Origin of the sequence: Sandarakinorhabdus sp., assembly GCF_040398665.1 — a bacterium.
Taxonomy (GTDB): domain Bacteria; phylum Pseudomonadota; class Alphaproteobacteria; order Sphingomonadales; family Sphingomonadaceae; genus Sandarakinorhabdus.
In genome coordinates, this window is record NZ_JBBATQ010000008.1 from 63,156 (window position 1) to 86,795 (window position 23,640).

18 protein-coding genes and 1 tRNA gene are annotated in these 23,640 nt (G+C 65.6%); 12 read left to right on the forward strand and 7 right to left on the reverse strand.

What is annotated here, in order from left to right:
• Positions 1–528: 528 nt before the first annotated feature.
• The 4 genes from ABWP22_RS11155 to ABWP22_RS11170 all read left to right on the forward strand — a co-directional run bounded on the left by ABWP22_RS11155 (position 529) and on the right by ABWP22_RS11170 (position 10,557).
• The gene (locus ABWP22_RS11155; protein ID WP_353200052.1) at positions 529–3,681 is read left to right on the forward strand and encodes a TonB-dependent receptor plug domain-containing protein; all 3,153 of its coding nucleotides are present in this window, start codon (positions 529–531) and stop codon (positions 3,679–3,681) included.
• A gap of 205 nt (positions 3,682–3,886) precedes the next feature.
• Entirely contained in the window at positions 3,887–7,051 is a 3,165-nt protein-coding gene (locus ABWP22_RS11160; RefSeq protein WP_353200053.1) for a VPS10 domain-containing protein, read from the forward strand.
• Positions 7,052–7,085: 34 nt separating this feature from the next.
• Entirely contained in the window at positions 7,086–8,519 is a 1,434-nt protein-coding gene (locus ABWP22_RS11165) for an aminopeptidase P N-terminal domain-containing protein (RefSeq protein ID WP_353200054.1), read from the forward strand.
• 70 nt (positions 8,520–8,589) lie between these two features.
• Positions 8,590–10,557 (forward strand): TonB-dependent receptor, encoded by a 1,968-nt coding sequence (locus ABWP22_RS11170; RefSeq protein WP_353200055.1) that lies wholly within the window; start codon positions 8,590–8,592, stop codon positions 10,555–10,557.
• Here the strand turns inward: ABWP22_RS11170 and maiA are convergent, their stop codons facing one another.
• From maiA to ABWP22_RS11185, 3 genes are read right to left on the reverse strand one after another with little or no spacing between them, the layout of a single operon-like run.
• Positions 10,558–11,199 (reverse strand): maleylacetoacetate isomerase, encoded by a 642-nt coding sequence (gene maiA / locus ABWP22_RS11175; RefSeq protein ID WP_353200056.1) that lies wholly within the window; start codon positions 11,197–11,199, stop codon positions 10,558–10,560.
• 39 nt (positions 11,200–11,238) lie between these two features.
• Positions 11,239–12,804: a glutamine-hydrolyzing GMP synthase gene (gene guaA, locus ABWP22_RS11180; protein WP_353200057.1), complete on the reverse strand. Its 1,566-nt coding sequence runs from the start codon at positions 12,802–12,804 to the stop codon at positions 11,239–11,241.
• Positions 12,805–12,813: 9 nt separating this feature from the next.
• A complete protein-coding gene (locus ABWP22_RS11185; RefSeq protein WP_353200058.1) occupies positions 12,814–13,251 on the reverse strand; it encodes an acyl-CoA thioesterase in 438 nt (145 codons plus the stop codon).
• 113 nt (positions 13,252–13,364) lie between these two features.
• Here ABWP22_RS11185 and ABWP22_RS11190 point away from each other — a divergent pair, with 113 nt between their 5' ends.
• From ABWP22_RS11190 to arsC, 4 genes are read left to right on the forward strand one after another with little or no spacing between them, the layout of a single operon-like run.
• The gene (locus ABWP22_RS11190; protein ID WP_353200059.1) at positions 13,365–13,793 is read left to right on the forward strand and encodes an ArsI/CadI family heavy metal resistance metalloenzyme; all 429 of its coding nucleotides are present in this window, start codon (positions 13,365–13,367) and stop codon (positions 13,791–13,793) included.
• A gap of 11 nt (positions 13,794–13,804) precedes the next feature.
• A complete protein-coding gene (locus ABWP22_RS11195) occupies positions 13,805–14,146 on the forward strand; it encodes an ArsR/SmtB family transcription factor (RefSeq protein ID WP_353200060.1) in 342 nt (113 codons plus the stop codon).
• The gene (locus ABWP22_RS11200; RefSeq protein WP_353200061.1) at positions 14,143–14,808 is read left to right on the forward strand and encodes an aquaporin; all 666 of its coding nucleotides are present in this window, start codon (positions 14,143–14,145) and stop codon (positions 14,806–14,808) included. The genes ABWP22_RS11195 and ABWP22_RS11200 overlap by 4 nt, the downstream gene beginning before the upstream one ends.
• Positions 14,805–15,194: an arsenate reductase (glutaredoxin) gene (gene arsC, locus ABWP22_RS11205; protein ID WP_353200062.1), complete on the forward strand. Its 390-nt coding sequence runs from the start codon at positions 14,805–14,807 to the stop codon at positions 15,192–15,194. Before ABWP22_RS11200 ends, arsC begins: the two co-directional genes overlap by 4 nt.
• Positions 15,195–15,259: 65 nt before the next feature.
• On the opposite strand, the gene ABWP22_RS11210 is transcribed toward arsC, so the two are convergent.
• Positions 15,260–15,335 (reverse strand) — tRNA-Ala (locus ABWP22_RS11210).
• A gap of 121 nt (positions 15,336–15,456) precedes the next feature.
• Entirely contained in the window at positions 15,457–15,777 is a 321-nt protein-coding gene (locus tag ABWP22_RS11215) for a TIGR02300 family protein (protein WP_353200063.1), read from the reverse strand.
• Between the two features lie 121 nt (positions 15,778–15,898).
• Between ABWP22_RS11215 and aroA the strand changes: the two genes are divergently transcribed.
• The gene (aroA, locus tag ABWP22_RS11220) at positions 15,899–17,254 is read left to right on the forward strand and encodes a 3-phosphoshikimate 1-carboxyvinyltransferase (protein ID WP_353200064.1); all 1,356 of its coding nucleotides are present in this window, start codon (positions 15,899–15,901) and stop codon (positions 17,252–17,254) included.
• Here the strand turns inward: aroA and wecB are convergent.
• Positions 17,148–18,353, reverse strand: a complete 1,206-nt coding sequence (gene wecB / locus ABWP22_RS11225) for a non-hydrolyzing UDP-N-acetylglucosamine 2-epimerase (RefSeq protein WP_353200065.1) — start codon at positions 18,351–18,353, stop codon at positions 17,148–17,150. The genes aroA and wecB overlap by 107 nt on opposite strands.
• A gap of 96 nt (positions 18,354–18,449) precedes the next feature.
• Positions 18,450–19,727 carry an FAD-dependent oxidoreductase gene (locus tag ABWP22_RS11230; protein ID WP_353200066.1) on the reverse strand — a complete coding sequence of 426 codons (1,278 nt, stop codon included), beginning with the start codon at positions 19,725–19,727 and terminating at the stop codon, positions 18,450–18,452.
• A gap of 134 nt (positions 19,728–19,861) precedes the next feature.
• On the opposite strand from ABWP22_RS11230, the gene ABWP22_RS11235 reads away from it, so the two are divergent.
• The 3 genes from ABWP22_RS11235 to rpsA all read left to right on the forward strand — a co-directional run bounded on the left by ABWP22_RS11235 (position 19,862) and on the right by rpsA (position 23,407).
• The gene (locus tag ABWP22_RS11235; RefSeq protein ID WP_353200067.1) at positions 19,862–20,755 is read left to right on the forward strand and encodes a sterol desaturase family protein; all 894 of its coding nucleotides are present in this window, start codon (positions 19,862–19,864) and stop codon (positions 20,753–20,755) included.
• An 86-nt stretch (positions 20,756–20,841) separates the two neighbouring features.
• Positions 20,842–21,492, forward strand: a complete 651-nt coding sequence (gene cmk, locus ABWP22_RS11240; protein ID WP_353200068.1) for a (d)CMP kinase — start codon at positions 20,842–20,844, stop codon at positions 21,490–21,492.
• Positions 21,493–21,685: 193 nt separating this feature from the next.
• Positions 21,686–23,407 carry a 30S ribosomal protein S1 gene (gene rpsA, locus ABWP22_RS11245; RefSeq protein ID WP_353200069.1) on the forward strand — a complete coding sequence of 574 codons (1,722 nt, stop codon included), beginning with the start codon at positions 21,686–21,688 and terminating at the stop codon, positions 23,405–23,407.
• Positions 23,408–23,640: the final 233 nt, after the last annotated feature.

Consider the following 23,640-nt stretch of genomic DNA (forward strand, 5'->3'; position numbering starts at 1 on the left):
GGCCGCATGCGCAGACAGGTTCACGGGCGGCATCATGCGCCGTGCGCCGTGCGCCATTGGTGGTTTGATGGCCTGGCTCGGCGGCAGATCGCGCAGTCGATTGCGCACAATTCGACTCAGTTGATCGCCACAGAGCGGCCATTTGTTCGCTATTCGACCATGATTTTCCGCCTGTCTTAGGCACATGATGCGCATATTCTTCGATGCCCAGGGGAAGAAATGACACACAATCTGCCAGCTACCCGCGCATGAAGTCAAGATATTATTCTGTTAAATCAATAATTTAAGGTCAATTTTCGATCTCCCGGTCGCTGACAGATCCGACATCATGGTCTGATATTCGACCCTGCAATCTGTTCGCATAGGCGATATGAAGTAACGCTATTGACTCATCAATGCGTTGACATTCAGACTGTATCTTCAGGTTCACGAACGGGGATTGGCGTGCCTGACCCATGTCGGTTGCACGGTGCCACGTTCTGAAAGGGGAGCCGGGCTGGGTCCGGCCTGCAAGAGGGGAACAGACTCATGTCGGGATTTGAACAGCGTCGCCATCTGATGGGTTCGGCGATCCTTTCAGCCATGCTTGCCCTGTCCGCGCGCGCCGCGTTTGCGCAGCCAGCACCAGCCGAGCAGGCGGTGGCCGTCGACAACGCCGCCGAAGACGCCGCCAGGGACTCTGCCGAAACCATCATCGTCACCGGTTCCCGCCTGACGTCCAAGAATGTCGTGTCATCCAGCCCGGTGCAGACCGTCACGGAACAGGCGTTCGACGTGATCGGCGCGGTGGACACAATCGACCTGCTCAACACCCTGCCGGCCTTCACCCGCGCGCAGGACACCAGCTTTGCCAACGGCGCCAACGGCACCTCGACGCTCGATCTGCGCGGCCTCGGCTCGATCCGCACGCTGGTGCTGGTCAACGGCAAGCGCCTGCCGCCCGGTTCACCGACGCCGGGTGGCTATCCGTCCGACATCAACCTGATCCCGGCCCAGTTGATCCAGCGCGTTGAAGTCGTCACCGGCGGCGCTTCGGCGGTTTATGGCTCCGATGCCATCGCCGGCGTTGCCAACTTCATCATGAAGCGGGATTTCACCGGTCTGGAAATTGATGGCCTGTTCGGTTTCAACCAGTCGAACAACAACAGCGCGGACGCGCAAGCCCGCCTGCGGGCCGCAAACATCACGCCGCGCACCGGCAGTGACACCGGCAATCCCACCGTTGACGTCTCCGCCGTGTTCGGCGCCTCGCTCGATGGCGGCCGCGGCAATGTCACCGGCTTTGTCCGCTACATGCGCAACGATGGCCTCAACCAGTCGGAACGGGACTTTTCGCAGTGCGCGCTCAGCCTGGGGGCGAACCCCAGCCCGACGTGCCTGGGCGCCCCGACCGGCCCGTTCCCGACCAATTTCATCCTGACACCGGTGTTCGCGCCGGGCAGCGCCACGGCAGTCCCGCTGCGGGCGGCGAACGGCAGCATCCTGCTCGACGCGCAAGGCAATCCGCGCACGTCCGCCGCACTTGCCTTGCAGCCCGATGGCACGGTGGTGGACGGCACCAACAGCTTCAACTTCAACCCGTTCAACCCGTTGCGCCGCCAGGTGACGCGCATCAACGCCGGCTTCAGCGGCTATTACAACCTGACAGACAGCATCGAAGCCTATGCCGAATTCGGCTTCACCAAGTCGCAATCGCCGCAGATCATCGCGCCGTCGGGCGGCTTCGGCTCGGAAATCACCCGGGTGAACTGCGACAACCCGGTGCTGACCGTGCAGATGCGCCAATTGTTCTGCGGCAGTGCCTCGCTCACCGGCCCGTGGCCGCGCGATGTGGACAATGATCGCTATGTGCAGGCGCAGGTGCAGCGCCGCTTCGTTGAAGGCGGTCCGCGCACCGATGACCGCACGCTTACCAACTTCCGAACCGTTTATGGCGTGAAGGGCGACATCCTCGACAATGTGAAGTTCGACGTGTTTGGCCAGTGGGCGGAAACCAGCCTCGATCGCGTGCAGACCAACAATGTCACCCGCACGCCGCTGCAGAATGCGCTCGACATCATTACCGATCCGGCCACCGGCCAACCGGCCTGCCGCGTGGCGGTGGCCGGCACGGACCGCAACTGCGTGCCGTTCATCACCAATTACAACCCCAACGGCACCAATGATCCGCGCCTGGCCGCCTATCTCGACACGCCAACGCTGACCCGCGGCAAGACCAGCCAGATCATGTTCGGCGGCACGCTGCAATCCGATCTGGGCGCCTTCGGCATCACCAGCCCCTGGGCCGAGGATGGCATCTCGCTGCTGATCGGCGCGGAGTATCGCAAGGAGCAGTTGGTCACCCGCCCCGATGCCACCGCCGCCTCCGGCCAGTTGCTGGCCGGCGCCGGGGCGCTGCTGCCCGGCGACGGCCAGACCGAGGTGAAGGAATTCTTCGCCGAAACCTCGGTCCCGCTGGTGCAGGGCCGGCCCTTCTTTGATTCGCTGGCGCTGATCGGTGCCGTGCGTCGCTCGGAGTATGAATCCCGCAACAATCTCACCGGGGTGCGCGGCGGCAATTTCTCGCCGGTCAGCTATGCATTGGGCCTCAGCTGGGCACCGCTGAAGGAACTGCGGCTGCGCGGCCAGTATCAGCGCGCCATCCGCGCGCCCAACATCCTGGAGCTGTTCCTGCCGGTCAACACCGGTCTGGCCAATGTCGCCGATCCCTGCTCCGGCTTCACCGGCACCAGCCAGGCGCCGACGCGGCCGCTGAGCGCCTGCACCCGCACCGGCGTGACCGCGGCGCAGTTTGGCGCAATTCCGCCATCGGGCGCACAGGTCAACATCCGCACCGGCGGCAACCCCAATCTGCAGCCGGAAGTGGCCGACACGGTGACTTTGGGCGCGGTTTGGCAGCCCAGTTTCATCAGCAACCTTTCGATCAGCCTCGATTATTTCAACATCCGCGTGAAGGATGCCGTCGGCACGGTCCCGGCTGTGTTCACCATCGAACGCTGCCTCGATTCCGGCGCACCCGAATTCTGCAGCCTGATCCAGCGCGGTCCGGATGGCTCGCTCACCTTCCGCGGGGAGCCGCCGTCCTTCGTCGATCAGCGCACGCAGAACGTCGCCGGCCTGTCGACCTCTGGCATCGATGCGCAGGTCAGCTATGCCCACGATATCGGTGGGCTCGGCCGGCTGAACTGGAATTATGCCGCCACCTATCTGTTCAGCTTCAAGACCACGCCGGTGGCGGGCGGGTTCACCGCCAACTGCGTCGGCAAATATGATCTGCAGTGCGAACTGCCGCGCTTCCGCTATCGCCACAATGTCACCACCACCTGGCGCACGCCGTGGACGGTCGATATTGCGCTGAACTGGCGCTATTCGTCGGCCGTGGATCGCATCCAGTCGATCAACCCGACGACGGGCGTGCCCTTGACCTGGACCGAAGCCGGGCGGGGGAATTTCACCGGGGCACGCCTGAACGCCGAAAGCTACATCGATCTGACTGCGTTCTGGAACATCACCAAGAAAGCGCAACTGCGGGCCGGTGTGCGCAACCTGCTCGACAATGATCCGCCGGTGGTGCCGCAGTTCAACCCGGCGCCGTCGTTCACCGTGGAAGGCAACACCGTGTCGGGCGTCTATGAAGCGGTCGGCCGCTTCATCTTCGTCGGTGCCAATTTCCGGTTCTGACGCCGGGTCTGGCCAAGGAGACCGCTTGCAGCCTGGGCTGATGTCGGCTTCAATCACCCGCGTGTTGAAGGTGCCTGATCCGGTTGTTGCGCATGGGGTTCGTCTCGTCTTCCCCTGAGACGGCCCCCATGTCTTTTTCGTTTTGCTGCTTCGGTGTTTTGCAGTTGAAGCCCGTTCTGCCCTTACCGCATGGAGACGTGTTGACATGTCCGCACCCATAGATCCGATGTCCCCGCTGCGCCGCGCGCGGCTTGCCACGGCCGCATTTGCGGCGGTCCTGCTTGCGTCGGCCGGCTGGGCCGCAGCGCCCGATGGTCTGGTGGCCGAGGATCTGACTGCGCTGCAATGGCGCGAAGTGGGCACGGCGATGTCGAGCGGCCGCGTCACGCGCTTTGCCGTGCATCCCACCGATCAACGGATCATCTACACCGCCACCGCCTCGGGCGGCCTGTGGAAGACGGTGAATGCCGGCACGACCTGGACACCGGTGTTCGAGAAGGGTTCGACCATTTCGATGGGGGCGGTCACGCTCGATCCCAATGATCCCAACACCGTGTGGATCGGCACCGGCGAGCAGAACAACGTCCGCAGCTCGCAATATGGCGACGGCGTCTACCGGTCGCGCGACGGCGGCACGACCTGGGAACATATGGGCCTGACGGAAAGCCGCCACATCGGCCGGATCATCGTGCATCCCAAGGACAGCAACACGGTGTTCGTCGCAGCGCTGGGCTCTTTGTGGGGGCCGAACGAGGAACGCGGCCTGTACCGGACCAGGGACGGCGGCAAGACCTGGACGCGCCTGCTGCGCCCCAGCAAATTCACCGGTGTCGTCGAGGTGGCGATGCACCCGAACAATCCCGACATTCTTTATGCCGCCACCTTCCAGCGTGAACGGCGCCAGTGGAGCATGATCGGCGGCGGCGAAGAGGGCGGGCTGTGGCGCAGCACCGACGGCGGCGACAGCTGGGCGCGGGTGGGCAATGGCTTCCCGACCACCGCTGTCGGCCGGGTCGGCGTCACCTTCTGCGCCAGCAATCCCGACATGGTGTACGCGACGGCGGTTGGCCCCGCCGGCGGCACCTTCCGGTCCACCGATGGCGGCAATTCATGGGAACTGCGCAACGCCCAGTTGCAGAGCCACTGGTATTACGGCGAAATCTTCTGCGATCCGAAAAATCCGGAGCGGATCTATGAGCCCACCACGCCGTTGTCGCGATCGGATGATGGCGGGAAGACGTTCACCAACATCCTGCCGAATCAGGTCCACGCCGACAATCACACCATGTGGATCAACCCGAAGGACAGCGACCATCTGCTGCTCGGCAATGATGGCGGCATGTACACGTCGCGCGATGGTGGCAAGCGCTGGGTGTGGCAGTCCAACCTGCCGCTGATGCAGCTCTACACCGTGGCGGCCGACATGCAGGAGCCGTTCTACCACGTCTATGGCGGCACCCAGGACAATGGCTCGTGGGGTGGCCCGATCGGCACGCGGTTCGACGACGGCATCGCCAACGAGGATTTCAGCTTCCTGTCCAGCGGTGACGGATTTTATGCGGTGGCCGATCCGACCGATGCGGACATCATCTATTCCCAGTCGCAATATGGCGGCTTGGTACGCACCAACCGCAAGAGCCAGGCCCAGAAGCGCATCCAGCCGTGGCAGCCGCAGAAGGGCGAATTCCCGGCCTATCGCTGGAACTGGAGCGCGCCGTTCGTCATCTCTCCGCACGATCCCAAGACGCTGTATTTCGGCGCCAATGTGCTGTTCCGCAGCCGCGATCGCGGCGACAGCTGGGAGCGGATCAGCCCGGACCTGACGCGCCAGCTCAGCCGGGACAATCTGCCTTTGCAGGGCAAGATCCAGCCCGCCACCACCATCGATCTGCATTCGAGCACGGCGCTGTACGGCAACCTCCACTCCGTGGCGGTCTCGACCATGCGCCCCGGCTTGCTGGCGACTGGCAGCGATGATGGCCTGATCCAGGTCAGCCGCGATGACGGCCGCACCTGGACGAAATCCGCGGCCTTCCCCGGCGTTGCCAACCAGAAGAAGGTCGGCATGGTCACCTGGTCGCCGACCAAGGAAGGCACGCTCTATGCGGTCTTCGATGGCCACCAGGACAATGACTTTGCGCCCCATGCCGTGCGCAGCGACGATTATGGCGTTACCTGGCGGAACATCACCGCCGATCTGCCGGCCTTTGGGCCAACCAAGAGCATCACTGCCCACCCGAGGAACGGCGAGCTGCTGTTTGCCGGCACCGATTTCGGCGTGTATTTCTCGCGCGATGGCGGCGGGCATTGGCTGCCGCTGCGCGCCGGCCTGCCGACCAATTCGGTGCAGGGCATCATCGTCCACCCGCGCGAGAATGATCTGGTGATCGGCACCCACGGCCGCGGCTTCTGGGTGCTCGACCAACTCAACCTGGTCGAGAAGCTGACGCCTGAAGTTGTCGGCTCACACTCGTATCTGGCGCCGCCGCGCCGAGGCACGCAGATCCGCGATGTCGGCCGTGGCCGCAAGAACACCGGCCACCTGTATTTCACCACGAAGAATCCGCCGCGCGGCGCCATCATCGATTACTGGATCGGCACGCCGGGGGCCGGCCAGCCGGTGTCGATCGAGGTGCTCGATGGCAGTGGCAATCTGGTGCGCAAGATCGCCCAACCTACGCCCAAGCGCGGGGCGCAGCGCGCCGTGTGGGATCTGCGGTTCGAAGCGCCGCCGAACGACAACCCGTCCGCCTATCGCCGGCTGGCGGGGCGGTTCGTGATGCCCGGCACCTATCAGGTCCGGCTCAAGGTGGGTGATCAGGTGCACACCCAGCCGCTCGCTGTGCGGCTCGATCCGGGCATCAGCATCTCGAATGCCGACAGTGCCGCGCTCGAGGCCCTGCTGGCGTCGCAGGCGAAGCTGGTGGCGGCCACCTATCATGCGGGCAAGACGGTGAGCGCCAGCCTGACGCAAACAACGGCGCTGGTGAAGGCGCTGAAGGATGGCAAGGCCAACGCCAAGTTGATCGCCAGCGCCGAGGCTGCGCAAAAGGAGGCTGATCGGCTGAATGTCGTGCTGAATGGCCGGGAGGAAGGCATCGCCCAGCAGGAAACCTTCCTGCCGCTGATCGATCTCACCCAGCGGCTCTATTCCTCCACGCAGGAGTATAGCGCCGCGCCCGATCCGGCCCAGCGCCAGCTGACCCAGGTGGCACAGGGCGATGTGCAGACGCTCTACAAGGATCTGACCGCATTGGTGTCGGTGCAGCTTGCCGCGCTGCAAGCCGCCACGACGGCCGCCGGTGTGGCGTGGCCGGCCCCAGCCCTGCCGCAGCTGCCCCCCGCCGCTGTCACTGCTGCCCAACCCTGAGAAAGAGAGAAACATGATGACAGGCTCGAAACGCATGATTGTCCGCCTTGCGCTTGGCGCCGGGCTGTTGGGGCTGGCCGCGCTGTCTGCGCCGGCCGCGGCGGACGGGGGCGGCGGGCTGCTGTCGTTCGAGGCGCTCAAGTTTCGTGAAGGCCATCGCGAGGCGGCCATCGAGCGCCGGGCGCAATTCGCGCGCAAGATGCAGGGCGGCATCGCGGTGATCACCAGCGCCGACCGGTCGCAGCACAATCGTTATGAAGGCTATACCGACGACACGGAGAACAAGGATTTCGTCTATCTGACCGGCATTTACGATGCCGAACCCCCCGGCCATGTGCTGGTGATCAATCCGGGCGGCAGCACCTACAAGGAGGTGCTCTACACCGACATGAAGCCGGAAGAGGCGACCCGCCTGTCGGGCATCAAGCATGTTTTCCCGCGCAGCCGGTTCCTGGAGCATATGAGCAGCGCGGTCACCGATTATCGCAACCTGCGCATCACGCAATTGCGCTTCAAGGAAGTGGCGTCGGACTATGCGCGCGGGTGGGGTGACAAGGAAAAATTGCTGTACGTCAACTATCCACGCTTCGAGAATCTGAACGAGCCGCCGGCGCCGCGCCTGGCCTTTGTCGATCGCATCCGCGCAGCCAGCAGCGAGATCGCCGTGCGCGATGCCGGCGATATCCTCGATCCGATGCGCATGATCCTCGACAGTTTCGCGCGCAAGAATATCGATCAGGCCATCGCCATCACTGGCCTGGGCCTGCAGGAAGGCATGAAGCTGGCGCGGCCCGGCCTGACCACCTTGCAGGTGATGCACACCATCGATCATGTCTATCGCCTGCAAGGCGCGACGCTCGGCTTCATCACCGGCGTGATGGTGGCCAGCAATCTCAACGAGAAATTGAAGTGGGAAACCACCGCCGAGGAAGAGGCCGCGCGCAAGGGCGACGCCCGCATCCAGGCCGGCAACCTCGTCCACATCGATACCGGCGCGGCGATGAACCATTATTCGGCCGATACCCAGCGCACCGTGCCGGTGGACGGCAAATTCACCCCCGAACAGCGCAAGGTCTATCAAGGCGTTCTCGATGTGCAGAAGGCGGTGATCGCGGCGGTGAAGCCCGGTGTGACCTGGCAGGCGTTGCAGCAGATCGCCGAAACCGAACTGCGCAAGAAAGGCGGTTGGGACGAAAGCTATACTTATGGCATCGGCCATTTCATCGGCATGGAAGTGCATGAGAACGGCGATTATGTCGGCCCGCTGAAACCCGGCATGGTGATCGCCATCGAGCAGGGCGCGATCGTGAACGGCACCCGCGTGGCGTTCGAGGATGATGTGCTGGTCACGGAAACCGGCCATGAATGGCTGACCCGCTTCATCCCGATCGAAATCGACGAGGTGGAGGCGCTGCGCCGCCAGCCCGCCGCCTTGCAGCCCATTTCGGTGCCGACAAAGCGCCGCTGAACGGCCTTTGCCCTGACCGCACGGCAATCCTATACGCCGTGAGGCCATGACCAAAGGAAAGTTCACAAGGGTGGGCACGCTTGCGCATATCGCCCTGGGCGGACTGCTGCTCGCAGAGGCGACGCATGCGCAGGTTGCGGCGCCGCAGCCGGCGCAAACGCCGGAATCCGCGTTCATCACGGTGACCGCGCCGGCGCTGCCCGGCCGCGTCGCGACGCCACTGGTCGGCCTCAAACCCGAAGCCCTGCTCGATCGCCAGCCGCGCAGCGTGGCCGATGCCTTGCGCGGCTTGCCCGGCGTCTCGATCCGCACCAATTCGCGCGGCGAGACCTCGCCGCGGGTGCGCGGCGGTGACGAGCGGCAGACCCTGGTGTTCCTCGATGGCGCGCCGCTGGCGGTGCCCTGGGACGGCCGCATCGATCTCGGCCTATTGCCGGCCGGCATCCTCGGCAGTCTTTCGGTGCGCAAGGGTGCCGGCGCCATCGAATATGGTGCCAATGCCGTGGCCGGCGTCGTCGATCTGCAAAGCCGGCTGACCGGCGCGGTGGCGCAGGCGCAGGCCGGCCCCCATGGCCTGACCAATTTGTCGGCGGCGGCGGCGCTGCCGGTCGGCGGCCTCAAGCTGACACTGGCGGCGGCGCATCAGGCACAGGATGCGGCGGTTGTGGCGCGCAATTCGGCGCTGCCGTTCACGCAGCCGGCCAGCAATCGCCGGCTCAACAGCGATCTGGCCGCCACCAGCCTGTTCGGCGGCATTGGCGGCAGCGTCGGCGTGGTGAACTGGCGCGCCAGCCTGTTGCACATCGATGCCAGGCGGGGCATCGCGCCGGAATCCGATCGCGACCCGGCGCTCGCCGCGCCGCGCTTCTGGCGCACGCCGGATTGGCAATTGACGCAGGCGCAGGCCGCCGGCGAAGCCGGGCTGGGCGCGGCGACCGCCCGCGCCGTGGTGTGGCGGCAATGGTTCGGCCAGCGCATCGATGCGTATCGCGATGCCAGCTACACCACGCTGCGCAGCCGCGAAGGCAATGACGACGACATGATCGGTGGCCGCTTCACGCTCACCCACAAGGCCGGCCCGGCAACGCTGCGCTGGAGCCTGTCCAGCCAGCGCGGTGACCATCTGCAAACCGATACCGCCTTCCCGGCCGGCACGCCGGGGCCGACGCTGCGCTTTGCCCAGTTGCTGGCCTCGGGCGGGGTCGAAGCCGATCTGCCGATCGCCGGCGCTGCCCTCACGCTGGGGCTTGGCCTCGATCGTGCCTCCTACCCGGCCACCGGTGACAAGCAGGCGCAGCCCGTGCGCCAGGCCGCCGCCTTTTCCGCCGCACTGAAAACGCCGCTGGCCGCCGGGCTTGATCTCACCGTGTCAGGCGGGCGGCGCAACCGCTTTGCTTCGGCCCGCGAATTGTTCGGCGAAGCGCTGGGCCGGTTCCTGCCCAATCCGGCTCTGGAGCCGGAACAGGTCTGGCTGGCCGATGCCGAACTGGCTTGGGCGGCTGACGGCGTGCGGCTGAGCCTGAACCCGTTCTGGGCGCATACGCGGGGCAGCATCGGTCAGCGCGTCGTGCGGGTGAACAATGTCAACCTGCGGCAACGGTTCAACCAGAGCGCCGCCACCAGCTTTGGCGTCGACATGGCGGCGCAGATCAAGGTCGCGCAAGGCCTGACGTTCGAAGTGACCGGCACCGCACTCGATGCCAGCGCCGCCGGCCAGCCGCAGGTGCAGCGGCCATTCCACGAGGTGATGGCGGCAATCGATTGGGCGCTGGGCGAGGCCTTCGATCTGCGCGCCGAACTGCGCCGGCTGGGGCCCGCGCGCGATCTGGACGCGGCCGGCGCCCTCACCCGGCTGCCGCCGGCCACAGAGGTCAATCTGCGCGCCCGCCTGCCCGTCGCCTGCGTGCATGGCGCGCGCCTGTCGGCGACGGCGGCGGTGGACAATCTCACCAACGCCGTCGTGTTCCCGCAAGTGGGGCTGCCGCTGCCCGGCCGCACCGTGCGCATCGGCCTGCTGCTGGCGCGATCGCCCTGCTGATCATTCGGCGTCGGGCTGCTGCGCCGGTGCCGCCTGCGCGAACGGCGGCAACGCCATGGCGGCATCGAACACGCGCCGGATGCGGGGGTAGGGCGCCAGGTTCAGCTTGAAATTGGCCGCGTTGAACAGCTGCGGCACCAGGCAGATATCGGCCAACGTCGGGCTGTCGCCGTGCATGAACCGGCCGGTCTGCGGTTCGGCCAGCCGCTGTTCGATGGCGTCGAAGCCAGCCGCGATCCAGTGGTTGTACCAGCGCGCGACCGCTGCTTCATCCTGCCGTAGATCGTGGCGCAGGTAATTCAGCACGCGCAGATTGTCGATCGGGTGGATATCGCAGGCCACCATCTGCGCCAGCGCCCGCACCCGCGCCCGGCCCAGCGGATCGGCGGGGAGCAGGGCCGGGCCGACCGCCGTCTCATCCAGATATTCGATGATCGCCAGCGACTGGGTGAGCAGCGCGCCATCCGCCTCCAGCGCCGGCACCATGCCCTGGGGATTGAGCGCCAGATAATCGGGCAGCCGCTGCTCGCCGCGGCGCAGGTGGTGAAAGACCTGATCAGCGGCAAGGCCCTTCAGCGCCAGCGCGATCCGGACCCGAAACGCCGCCGACGACCGATAATAACCATGCAGAACCAGGCTCATGCCGCAAAGCACCTTCTCAGTCGGATGAACCGGCTCCCGTCACTCCCATTCGATGGTGCCGGGTGGTTTCGACGTGTAATCATACACCACGCGATTGATGCCCTTCACCTCGTTGACGATGCGGGTGGCAGTGCGGGTGAGGAAGCTGGCGTCGAACGGATAGACGTCGGCGGTCATGCCATCGACGCTGGTGACGGCGCGCAGCCCGCAGACCCGATCATAGGTGCGGCCGTCGCCCATCACACCAACGGTGCGCACCGGCAGCAGCACGGCAAAGGCCTGCCAGATCTCGTCATACAGCCCGGCCTTGCGGATCTCGTCGAGATAGACGGCATCGGCCTTGCGCAGCGTGTCACACGCCTCTTTCGTCACTTCGCCGGGGATGCGGATGGCAAGGCCAGGGCCGGGGAACGGGTGGCGGCCGACAAACGCCGGCGGCAGGCCAAGCTCGACACCCAGGCGGCGCACTTCATCCTTGAACAATTCACGTAGCGGCTCGACCAGCTTCATGTTCATGCGTTCGGGCAGGCCGCCGACATTGTGGTGGCTCTTGATCGTCACGCTGGGGCCGCCGGTGAACGACACGCTTTCGATCACATCGGGGTACAGCGTGCCCTGCGCGAGGAAATCGGCGCCGCCGAGCTTCTTCGCTTCGGCGTCGAACACCTCGATGAAGGTCTTGCCGATGAACTTGCGCTTGGCTTCCGGATCGGTGACGCCGGCCAGGCCGCCCAGGAACAAAGCCTCGGCCTCCACATGCACCAGCGGGATATGATAATGTTCGCGGAACAGGCTGACGACCTGTTCGGCCTCGCCCAGCCGCATCAGGCCATGATCGACGAACACGCAGGTGAGCTGATCGCCGATCGCTTCATGGATGAGCACCGCAGCCACCGCCGAATCGACGCCGCCCGAAAGCCCGCAGATCACCCGCGCATCACCAACCTGCGCGCGGATGTCGGCGACCTTGGCCGCGCGGAACCCGGCCATCGACCAGTTCGGCGTGACCCCGCAGACGCCGACGACAAAATTCTTCAGCAGCGCTGCGCCATCGGGCGTGTGCACCACTTCCGGGTGGAATTGTACGCCGTATCGCCGGGCTTCGTCGTTGGCGATGGCGGCGAACGGCGCGCCGGCGCTGGTCGCGACCGCGCGGAACCCCGCTGGAATGGCTTCGATGCGGTCACCGTGGCTCATCCACACGGTGGGCCGATCGCCCTTCGCCCAGACGCCGGCGAAGAACGCGCAATCATCGACGATCTCGATCTCGGCGCGGCCGAATTCGCGGTGGTCGGACGCCACCACCGACCCGCCGAGCTGGTGGCAGAGCGACTGCTCGCCGTAACAGATGCCGAGCAGCGGCACGTCGGCGGCCAGCACATTGGCCGGGATGCGCGGTCCGTTTTCGTCGCTGATGTTGGCCGGGCTGCCCGACAGGATCACGCCGCGCGGCTGCATCCGGTCATAGGCCTCGCCGCCCTTGGCGAACGGCACGATCTCGCAATAGACCCCGGCCTCGCGGATGCGCCGGGCGATCAATTGCGTCACCTGGCTGCCGAAATCGAGGATCAGGATGGAATCATCGGGGCGGGTTGGCGTGGTCATCGCAAGCGCTTAAGGCGTGTCTGCAGCGCGTGCAACCACCAGCGGCGCCAGCACACTGCGCCACGCATCGGGCAGCGCCAGCGGTCGCCGCGTCGTGCGATCGACATAGACATGCACGAAATGGCCTTCCGCCGCAGGCCCATCATGGCCAGCCGTGAACAGCCCTACCTCCCAGCGCACGCTGCTGGTGCCCAGCTTCGCGATCCGCAGATACGCCTCCACGGTTTCGGGAAACGCCACCGATCGGACATAGCGACAGCCGGTTTCCACCACCAGGCCGATGGGATTGCCGTGCTGGATATCCAGCAACCCAGCCTCCACCAGCCAGGCGTTCACCGCAGTATCGAACCAACTGTAATAAACCACATTGTTGACATGCCCATAGGCGTCGTTGTCCATCCAGCGCGTCGGGATGGTGCGCGATGTGCGATATTCGCTCCTGTTCATGACCCACCATCTGCCAGCGAACGGCGGAAAAACAAACCCCATTTGCCCGCATGTCCGCTCTTGCAGATGCTTTATTTCGATGTTACCCGAATTATCGAAACAAGGAGACCGCCATGAAGCGTCTGCACTTGCACATCAGCGTTGCCGAGCTGGAGCCCGCCATCGCCTTTTATTCCACCCTGTTCGGCAGCCCGCCCAGCGTCACCAAAGATGATTATGCCAAATGGATGCTCGAGGATCCCCGGGTCAATCTCGCCATCTCGTCGCGCGCCCGCGCCGTCGGCGTCGATCATGTCGGCATCCAGGTCGAAAGTGCCGCCGAACTGGCCGACATCGCCGGTCGCCTGAAATCTGCGGGTGCTGCGACCTTCGATCAGGCCGCCACCACCTGCTGCTATGCCAAATCCGACAAGAGCTGGGTTACCGATCCGGCCGGTGTGCGCTGGGAAAGCTTTTTCACCCACGGCGAATCGACGGCCTATGGCGAAGACGAAGCCCTGCCGGTCGCCACGCGCCAGCCGGCCAGTTCCGCCTGCTGCTGATGCAGGCCGCGATGAACGCACCCGGCGCCATCGAAACCCTGTCGGCGCTCGCCCATGCCAGCCGCCTTGCCGCCTTTCGCGCGCTGGTGCGGGCCGGGCCGGACGGGCTGTCGGCCGGTGCACTGGCCAGCGCTGTCGGCGCCCTGCCCAACACGCTGTCCACCCACCTTGCCATTCTCGAACGCGCGGGCCTGGTTGGCGCGCGGCGCGCCGGCCGCTCGATCATCTACACGGCGCAATTTGATCATATGCGCGCGCTGCTCGGCTTTCTGATGGCCGATTGCTGCGCCGGCCGCCCGGACATTTGCGACGCCATCCCTGCCCTCACTGCCGAACCGGAGACCTGCCCATGACCGACGCCCGCGCCATCGCTGCCGAACTGGTCGGCACCGCCTTGCTGCTCGCCATCATCGTCGGTTCCGGCCTGATGGCCGATCGCCTGTCGGCCGACAATGCCGGGGTGGCGCTGCTGGCCGACATGGTGGCGATCGGCGGCGGCCTGATCGTGCTGATCCACATGTTCGGCCCGATCAGCGGCGCGCATTTCAATCCGGCGGTCACGCTGATGGCCGTCGCCCGCCGCGAACTGCCATCCCATACGGCGTTCGCCTTCCTCGCCGTGCAATTCATCGGCGGCGTGGCCGGCGTCTGGCTGGCCCATGCCATGTTCGACCAGCCGATCGTGCAAGTCTCCGCCACGGCCCGTGCGGGCCTTGGCTCTGGCATTGCCGAAGCCGTCGCCACCTTCGGCCTGATCGGCACCATTCTGGCCGTGCAGCGCCACCGCCCGGATTTCACACCGGCGGCGGTGGGCATCTACATCACCTCGGCCTGCTGGTTCACCGCCTCCACCAGCTTCGCCAATCCGGCGGTGACCGTGGCGCGCGCGCTCACCACCAGCTCCACCGGCATCGCCCCGTCATCCGTGCCCACGTTCCTCGCCGGCCAGGCCGTCGGCACGCTGGCCGCCGTGCTGTTCTTCGGCTGGCTGCTCAAGCCCGAGGCAAAGCCATGAACGATGCGTTTCCCATCACCATCTATCACAACCCCGATTGCGGCACGTCCCGCACAGCGCTGGCTCTGATCGAGGCGGCTGGCCATGCGCCGACCATCATCGATTATCGCCAGGCCGGCTGGACCCGCCCGCTGCTCGATCAATTGTGCGCCGCCATGGGTCTCGGCCCACGCGCGCTGCTGCGCGAAAACGGCACACCGGCGGCCAGCCTCGGCCTGATCGATCCCGCCACCCATGACGAGGCCCTGTTGGCCGCAATGCTGGCCCACCCGATCCTGGTCAATCGCCCGATCGTCGTCACACCCAAGGGCACGCGCTTGTGCCGCCCGGCTGATGTGGTGCTCACCCTGCTCGATTCGCCGCCGGCCGACATGGCAGCGCCCTGAAAACCGCCTGGCCCAAACGAAAAACCCCGGCCGTTTGGCCGGGGTTTTCGTGTCTCATGGTGCGATGGTGGAGCCTAACGGGATCGAACCGTTGACCTCTACAATGCCATCGTAGCGCTCTCCCAGCTGAGCTAAGGCCCCCTACCAGAAATCGCACCATCCTGCCCCGCGGCCGCTGTTGCCAGCAACGTTGGGAGCGGCCGATTAGGCGAAACGATCTGACCATGCAAGCCATAATCGTTCGCGGCATCGGCCGCAGCGATCAATTATCTTCTTCCTGGCCTTCCGACACGACGCCCAGATCATCGTCGTCACCCAGATCGACATCGGCATCGGCCTGGCCGGCTTCGACATCGGTGTCGAGATCCAGATCCTCGTCCACCGCCACGGCCGGGTCATCGCCGGCAGCAACCAGCGGCTTGGCCTGTTCGAACGGCGTCGTCTGCTTGGATTTCAGGATGGGTTCCGGCGCCCAGGCAAAGCCGCAGGAAATGCAGGCCACCGGATCATCCTTGCCCAGATCATAGAATCGCGTGTTGCATTTCGGGCAGGCACGCTTCGTGCCCCATTCAGGCTTGACCATATCGTCTCCGTGCAGCTGCGATTTGGGCACCGCAGCAAATGGCAAGGGCCGGGCGGCAGACACCAGCCCGGCGAAGGCTGGCGCATTGCCACAGCCGGCCTGCCCTGTCAAAGCGCGGCACATGAACCCTGCGTCCGCCGCCACCCAACCGCTCAGCCTGTCGACCTCTGGCCCGCTGGCCGGCACGGTCACAGTGCCAGGCGACAAATCGATCAGCCACCGCGCCATCATGCTGGGCGCGCTCGCTGTGGGCGAAACCCGCATCACCGGCCTGCTGGAGGGCGAGGATGTGCTGGCCACGGCCGCTGCCATGCGGGCCATGGGGGCTGAGATCGAGCGCCGCAACGACGGCGACTGGCGGGTGCACGGCGTGGGCGTCGGCGGCCTGCTGCAACCCCGCACCGCGCTGGACATGGGGAACAGCGGCACCTCCACGCGGCTGTTGCTGGGCCTGATCGCCTCCCATCCGATCACCGCGACGTTCATCGGCGATGCCAGCCTGTCCGGCCGACCGATGGGCCGGGTGATCACGCCGCTGTCGTTGATGGGCGCCAGCTTCACCGCCACGCCCGGAGCCGGCGGCCGGCAGACGCTGCCGCTTACCATCACCGGCCTGTGCCCGGCGGTGGCGCTGTCCTACACATTGCCCGTCGCGTCGGCGCAGGTGAAATCCGCCGTGCTGCTCGCCGGGCTCAACACGCCGGGCGATACGGTGGTGATCGAGCCCGTCGCCACCCGCGACCACAGCGAGCGCATGCTGGCCGGATTCGGCGCGAAGCTGACCGTTGCCGAATCGCCGCAGGGCCGCATCATCACCCTGGCTGGCGAAGCCGAGCTGCGCCCGCAGGATATCATCGTGCCCGGCGATCCCTCCTCGGCGGCGTTCCCGATGGTCGCCGCGCTGATCGTGCCGGGCAGCGACATCCTGATCCGCAATGTCGGCATCAACCCGACCCGCGCCGGGCTGATCCGCGTGTTGCAGGCCATGGGTGGCGATATCACCCTTGTGAATGAGCGCATTGTCGGCGGCGAGCCGGTCGCCGATCTCCACGTCCGCCACAGCGCGCTAACCGGCATCGAGGTGCCGCCCGACGGCGCGCCGAGCATGATCGATGAATATCCCATCCTGTTCATCGCCGCCGCCTGCGCCGTCGGCACCACGGTGATGCGCGGGCTGGAGGAGTTGCGGGTGAAGGAATCGGACCGCATCAGCGTCATGGCCCAAGGCCTGGCCGCCTGCGGCGTTGCCTGCGAGGAATTGCCCGACGGCCTGATCGTGCACGGCCAGGGCGGCGAGCCGCTCCCCGGTGGCGCCACCGTGGCGGCGCAGCTTGATCACCGCATCGCCATGAGCTTCGCCGTGCTTGGTCTCAACGCGCAGGCGCGCGTGACCGTGGATGATGCGCGGCCGATCGCGACCAGCTTTCCGGATTTTGTGGCCATGATGCAGATGCTTGGCGCAACAGCACATCGTTGATCGCCTGCGCAGCCCCGCCGGCGCCATAGGGCAGCGCCGGACGCGACATGCTGGCCCGCAAGGCCGCATCATGCATGATCTGTTGCGCCGTCGCCACGATGACCGGGGTTTCGCACCCCAACAATATCGCATTGCCGCTGGCCACAGCCTCCGGCCGCTCCGTCACATCGCGCAGCACCAGGCACGGCAGGCCCAGCGCCGGCGCCTCTTCCTGCACCCCGCCGGAATCGGTCAGGACCAGCATCACACGGCCCATCAGCGCCACGAAGGCGGCATAGCCGAGCGGCGGCAGCAGATGCACGCCCGCCCGCCCGCCGAGGGCGCTTTGCACCGGGCCTGAGATCGCCGGATTGGGGTGCACAGGCAGGATGATTTCCACCGCCCCGGCCAGATCAGCCAGCGCCGCCAACACCGCCGCCAGCCGCGCACCCTGATTCTCGCGGCGATGGATGGTGGCCAGCAGCCAGGGCCGATGCTGCGGAACCTGCGCCAACGGCGCCGCCGCCAGCGACGCCAGCCCCGGATCATGCGCCAGTCGCGCCCGCATCAGCAGCAACGCATCGATGCCGCTGTTGCCGGTCACGTGCACGCCGGCCCGCACACCCTCCGCGGCCAGCGCCGCCGCTGCGGCGGCAGTCGGCGCGAAATGCAACTGTGCCATCTGCGCCACCAGCTTGCGATGCATTTCCTCCGGGTGCGGGTCATGGGTTCCGGTCCGCAGCCCGGCTTCCACATGCGCCAGCCGCGCGCCGGCATAGCGCGCGGCCAAAGCCCCGGCGAGCGTGGAACTCGTGTCGCCCTGCACCACCACCCACGCCGGTTGCCGGGCGCGCACCACGTCGGCCAGCATCGGCACCAGCCGGCCGACCGCCGCATCCGGCGAGGCCGCCATCAGCCCCAGATCATGATCGGCCTGCAATCCAAAGCCCGCCAGCGCTTCATCGAACATGTCGGGATGCTGCCCGGTCGCCACCAGCACGGGGCGCTGCCCACGCGCCAGCAGATCAAGGATCAACGGCGCCAGCTTCACCGCCTCCGGGCGGGTGCCGGCGATGAACATGATCGGGCCTGTTGCAACATCGGGGTCGTCGGCAGCCATCGCCCACCTGTGCGACGTGACTGACCCTGAACCCTGTTGTGCGCGAAGCCTGTCGATCTTGCAACTGCCGGACGGGCACCGCCCACGGCAGCAAGATCAGAACTTGGCGTCCTTCACGCGGAACAAGGCTTCCAGTTCCGGATCAGACCGCCGGCCCAGCACGCGCTCGGCAATATACTCGCCCACCACTGGCCCATGCTTGAATCCGTGGCCGGAACCGCCGCCGGCAATCCAGACATTGTCCCACCCCGGATGCTGCTGGATCATGAAATGTTCGTCCACGCTGTTTTCCAACTGGCACACCCGCGTTTCGATGACCGGCTGGTCCTTCAGCCCCGGAAAGCGGCGCGCCAGATAATCGCGCGACCGGCGCACCTGGAACGGCGTGACCATGCGATCATCATTGTCAGGGTCCATGATCGTATCGCCACCGACCGGGCAGACCTTGACGCCCTTGCCGTCAACACTGGGAAAACCATAATGGCTGGCTTCGGAAAACACCGGCAGATTGGGGCAGGAATATCGATCGTCACCGGCCGGCATGCCAAAGAAATAGACCTCGCGCCGCGGCGTCTGCAGCTTCTGGCCCAGCAGATCGGGGAACAGCCGTCCCAGCCACGGCCCGCAGGCAAAGACATATTTCGCGCCGCTCACCGCGCCGCCGCCTTGCAGCGCCAGATTGGCCATGGCGCCGCCACTGGCCTGCCCCGGCGCGGCGCGACCCGACACCAACTGCACGCCCTTGCGCGCCGCGGCTTCCGCCACGGCCAGGCAGGCGCGGTGCGCCCGCACGATCAGGGCGCCGGGTTCATACAGACCCACCGTGTTTTCGCCCGGCTCCATCTGCGGCCAACGCCGGCGCATGTCGGCGGCGGTCATCAGTTCATGATCGACCTTCAGCCGGGTGAACACATCGCGCGAGCCGCGCAGACCGGCATTGAGATCGGTCGCCAGTTGCAGCCGCCCCGCCTGTGACAGCAGCGGCAGCCCGAATTCGCGTTCGCGTTCCCGCCACAGCTCCATGCCGCGCAGCACCCAGCGCGAATAGACTTCGCGATCCCCATAGCCCACGCGGATCTGCCGGGTTTCCCCGCCCGACGTGGCCCGCGCATTGCCCGGCCCATAGGCATCAACCAGCGTGACCGTGTGGCCCATTTCGCGCAGCCGCAGCGCCGTCCAGCCGCCGAACGCGCCGGCGCCGATCACCACCACATCGGCGGGCTTGGCCGTGCGCTGCCATTTCAACGCGGATTGCGCCGAAGCGGACGCGGCGACACCGCTGGCCGCTGCCAGGCCGGCTGCCTTCAGAAATGTGCGACGTTCCACCGTTGACCCCCCAATTTTCAGCGCTTCACCGATTGCGGCGCGCGACATTTCTGCGGAGCCTAGGTCTGGCCCCGGCCACCGTCAATTGCGCCCCCCTGATGGCACGACAAAACAGCGCATTCCAAAGCGCTTGTCCTCGTGTAACCTGCCCGCAATCAACCAATGCGGCAGGAGCAGGCAAAGTGACCGCCCCAACAGGCACATTCAAAGACGCCATCTTCCGCTGGTTCGAACCGGCGACCCTGGCCTTCATCCTGCTGTTGTGGAGCCTGCTGCCCGCCGAAACCGCCAGCAACCCGCTCACCATCCTCGCCGCGACGCTCACCACGCGGGCAGTGATCCTGGGCCTGGAATTCGTGGGCGAACGCCATGCCGGCTGGCGGCTGAACCGGCGCGAGCTGCTGACCGATCTCTTCTATCTGGTGCTGGGCTACACGGTCATCCAGGCGGTCAACAACGAAGTCATCGATGGCGGCTTGCTGGCACTGAAGGCGCAATTGGGCATCGCCACCCCCGGCCTTGCACAACTGCCGCTGGCAGTGCAGGCGCTGCTGATCCTGTTCATCATCGAATTCGGCCAATATTGGCTACACCGCGGCATGCACAATTGGCGGCCGCTGTGGCTGCTGCACGCGCCGCACCATCACCTCACGCAGCTCAACGCGCTGAAGGGCGGCGTCGGCAATCCGCTGGAGTTGATCCTGGTGTTCGCCTCCGTGGTGGCGCTGTTCGATTTCTCGCTGCCGGCCTTGTTCTGCGCCGGGCATCTGGTCACCGCGATCACCTGCTTTGCCCACGCCAATGTCCGTTTCAAGGCGCCGGCCTGGTATGGATTTTTCTTCACCACCATCGCGCACCACAGCCTGCACCACAGCGTCGCCTATGACGACACACGCTGCAATTATGCCAATTCGCTGATCATCCTCGATCGCCTGTTCGGCACGTTCCGTGTCGGTGAAACGGATACCGTCGGCCAGGGCGAACGCCGCCGCCTGAGCATCCGCGAGCAATTTCTGTTCCCGGTGCTGCCCGCCATCAACGGCGCCAACGAACGGCCGGGTATTCCGGCAGAGTGAAGCGAGTCACCTTTCCCCCTGGGGGAGAGGTGATCGTGATCGCGGCCAGCTTGTGAAACGTCCACCCGCCCGCTAACGCCGCATCTGTGAACATATCTCCCCTCGTCATTGCCGTCGATGGCCCCGCCGCCAGCGGCAAGGGCACCATCGCCAAGGCGTTGGCCGCCCATTACGGCCTGCCGTTCATGGACACCGGCAAACTCTATCGCGCCTGCGGGCTGGCGGTGCGGTTGGCGGGGCATGATCCTTATGATGCCGATGCGGCCGCCGATGCGGCGCGGCACATCGACACCGGATTGCTCGACGATCCCGATCTGATGAGCGCGCTGAACAGCGATTATGCCTCCATCATCTCCAGCCATCCGCAGGTACGCGCCGCGCTGTTCGATACCCAGCGGGCCTTTGCGCAGCAGGCGGGCGGCGCCGTGCTCGATGGCCGCGATATCGGGACTGTCATTGCGCCCGATGCACCAGCCAAATTGTTCGTGACCGCTGCGCCCGAAATCCGCGCCCAGCGCCGCCACGCCGAACAGGCGGCGCGCGGCGCCCCCCATATGCTGGCCGATGTGCTGGCCGATATCCAGGCGCGCGATGCCCGCGATTCGGGGCGCTCGGCCGCGCCGCTGGTCCGCGCGGCCGATGCTGCCTTGCTTGATACCAGCAATCTGGATATAGCCGCGGCCGTTGCAGCCGCGATCGCGCTTGTTGAAAGTGCGCTTGCGCGCAACGGCCGCTGACCAGCGCCGCCCCGGCAGGACACCCGATTAGGGCCTGCGCGGGCGTTTTTGGTTTTCGGTGAATACCCAAGGGAGCGGCTGGCATGGTGCCACCGCGACGGCGATGAACGACGGGCAATGGTGCCACGTCGATGGGTTTGATGGCGCAGGTTCGCGCTGTCCCGGCCCGTGAATGCAAGGTGTTTTACTGTCTATGGCGACGTCTGCCCAACCGACCCGCGATGATTTTGCCGCGATGCTGGATGCCATGCTTGGCAAGAATCAAAGTTTCGAAGGCCGCGTTGTCCGCGGTGTCGTCACCGCGATCGAAAATGAATTTGCCGTCATCGATGTCGGCCTGAAGAGCGAAGGCCGCATTCCGCTGCGCGAGTTCGCCGACCTTACGGGCAAGGTCGAGCTGAACGCCGGCGATGAAGTCGAAGTGTTCGTCGATCGCGTCGAAAACGCCAATGGCGAAGCGATGCTGAGCCGCGACCGCGCCCGCCGCGAAGCCAGCTGGGACGCTCTGGAGAACAAGTTTGCCGCCGGTGAGCGCGTTGAAGGCGTGATCTTCGGCCGCGTGAAGGGTGGCTTCACCGTCGATCTCGGCGGCGCTGTCGCCTTCCTGCCGGGCAGCCAAGTCGATATCCGCCCGGTGCGCGATGTCACCCCGCTGATGAACCTGCCGCAGCCGTTCCAGGTGCTGAAGATGGACCGCAAGCGCGGCAACATCGTCGTCTCGCGCCGCTCGATCCTCGAAGAATCGCGCGCCGAAGCCCGCACCGGCCTGATCAGCAGCCTGGCCGAAGGTCAGATCGTTGACGGCACCGTCAAGAATATCACCGATTACGGCGCTTTCGTTGATCTGGGCGGCATCGATGGCCTGCTGCACGTCACCGACATGAGCTACAAGCGCGTCAACCACCCGTCGGAAGTGCTGAACATCGGCGATGTGCTGCGCGTGCAGATCGTGCGCATCAACCGCGACACCCAGCGCATCAGCCTTGGCATGAAGCAGCTCGAAGCTGATCCGTGGACGACGGCTGCTGCCAAATATGCCGTGGACACCCGCCACAAGGGCCGTGTCACCAACATCACCGAATATGGCGCCTTCGTCGAGCTCGAAGCCGGCATCGAAGGCCTAGTGCACGTGTCCGAAATGTCGTGGGTCAAGAAGAATGTCCACCCCGGCAAGATCGTTTCGACCAGCCAGGAAGTCGAAGTCATCGTGCTGGAAGTGGACGAAGAAAAGCGTCGCATCAGCCTTGGCCTCAAGCAGGCCCAGCGCAATCCGTGGGAAGTGTTTGCCGAAACCCACCCGGTTGGCAGCATCGTCGAAGGTGAAGTGAAGAACGCCACCGAATTCGGCCTGTTCATCGGCCTGGACGGCGACGTCGACGGCATGGTGCACATGAGCGATATCGCCTGGGGCATGACCGGCGAAGGTGCCCTGTCGCGCCACCACAAGGGCGAGCGCGTTTCCGCCCGCGTGCTGGAAGTGGACATCGAGAAAGAGCGCATCAGCCTGGGCATCAAGCAGCTCGATGAGACTGCTCCCGGCCCGGTCGTGCGCAACAACACCGGCGCCGACTGGAAGAAGAATGACGTCGTGACCGCCACGGTCGTTATCGCCCGCGACGGCGGTCTGGATGTGCAGATCGGCGAAGATGGCCCGGTGGTGTTCATCAAGCGTGGTGATCTCAGCCGTGACCGCGACGAGCAGAAGGCCGAACGCTTCCAGCCCGGCCAGAAGGTCGACACGATGGTTGTCGGCTTCGAAAAGGGCCGCAAGCCGATGCTCAGCATCAAGGCGCTGCAAATCAGCGAAGAAAAAGAAGCCGTTGCGCAGTTCGGCACCTCGGATTCGGGTGCCACGCTCGGCAATATTCTGGGCGCTGCCTTCAACAAGGCCCGCGAGGACGCCGAAAAGGGCTGATTTTCGGTTCATTTCAGGAACAAGGAAACCCCGGCGGTCCACCGCCGGGGTTTTTTGTGGGCGCGTCGCCAGATACGTCTGAATTTGTGACACCAATGTTGCATTTTTTCCGTTGGCACCTTGACCAGCGGCCCGGTTACAATAAGCTTCACCCGTGAAATCGGGCTTTGGTGCCTGTGCGCCAAACGGGGTACAGCAGCATGATGCGGTCTGAACTGGTTGCAGTTATTCGG

Bases quoted from the DNA above. Each gene is read 5' to 3' on its own strand.
- ABWP22_RS11155 (WP_353200052.1), top strand. From the start codon at position 529: ATGTCGGGATTTGAACAGCGTCGCCATCTGATGGGTTCGGCGATCCTT.
- ABWP22_RS11160 (WP_353200053.1), top strand. From the start codon at position 3,887: ATGTCCGCACCCATAGATCCGATGTCCCCGCTGCGCCGCGCGCGGCTT.
- ABWP22_RS11165 (WP_353200054.1), top strand. From the start codon at position 7,086: ATGATTGTCCGCCTTGCGCTTGGCGCCGGGCTGTTGGGGCTGGCCGCG.
- maiA (WP_353200056.1), bottom strand. From the start codon at position 11,199: ATGAGCCTGGTTCTGCATGGTTATTATCGGTCGTCGGCGGCGTTTCGG.
- guaA (WP_353200057.1), bottom strand. From the start codon at position 12,804: ATGACCACGCCAACCCGCCCCGATGATTCCATCCTGATCCTCGATTTC.
- ABWP22_RS11185 (WP_353200058.1), bottom strand. From the start codon at position 13,251: ATGAACAGGAGCGAATATCGCACATCGCGCACCATCCCGACGCGCTGG.
- ABWP22_RS11190 (WP_353200059.1), top strand. From the start codon at position 13,365: ATGAAGCGTCTGCACTTGCACATCAGCGTTGCCGAGCTGGAGCCCGCC.
- ABWP22_RS11195 (WP_353200060.1), top strand. From the start codon at position 13,805: ATGAACGCACCCGGCGCCATCGAAACCCTGTCGGCGCTCGCCCATGCC.
- ABWP22_RS11200 (WP_353200061.1), top strand. From the start codon at position 14,143: ATGACCGACGCCCGCGCCATCGCTGCCGAACTGGTCGGCACCGCCTTG.
- arsC (WP_353200062.1), top strand. From the start codon at position 14,805: ATGAACGATGCGTTTCCCATCACCATCTATCACAACCCCGATTGCGGC.
- ABWP22_RS11215 (WP_353200063.1), bottom strand. From the start codon at position 15,777: ATGGTCAAGCCTGAATGGGGCACGAAGCGTGCCTGCCCGAAATGCAAC.
- aroA (WP_353200064.1), top strand. From the start codon at position 15,899: ATGAACCCTGCGTCCGCCGCCACCCAACCGCTCAGCCTGTCGACCTCT.
- wecB (WP_353200065.1), bottom strand. From the start codon at position 18,353: ATGGCTGCCGACGACCCCGATGTTGCAACAGGCCCGATCATGTTCATC.
- ABWP22_RS11230 (WP_353200066.1), bottom strand. From the start codon at position 19,727: ATGTCGCGCGCCGCAATCGGTGAAGCGCTGAAAATTGGGGGGTCAACG.
- rpsA (WP_353200069.1), top strand. From the start codon at position 21,686: ATGGCGACGTCTGCCCAACCGACCCGCGATGATTTTGCCGCGATGCTG.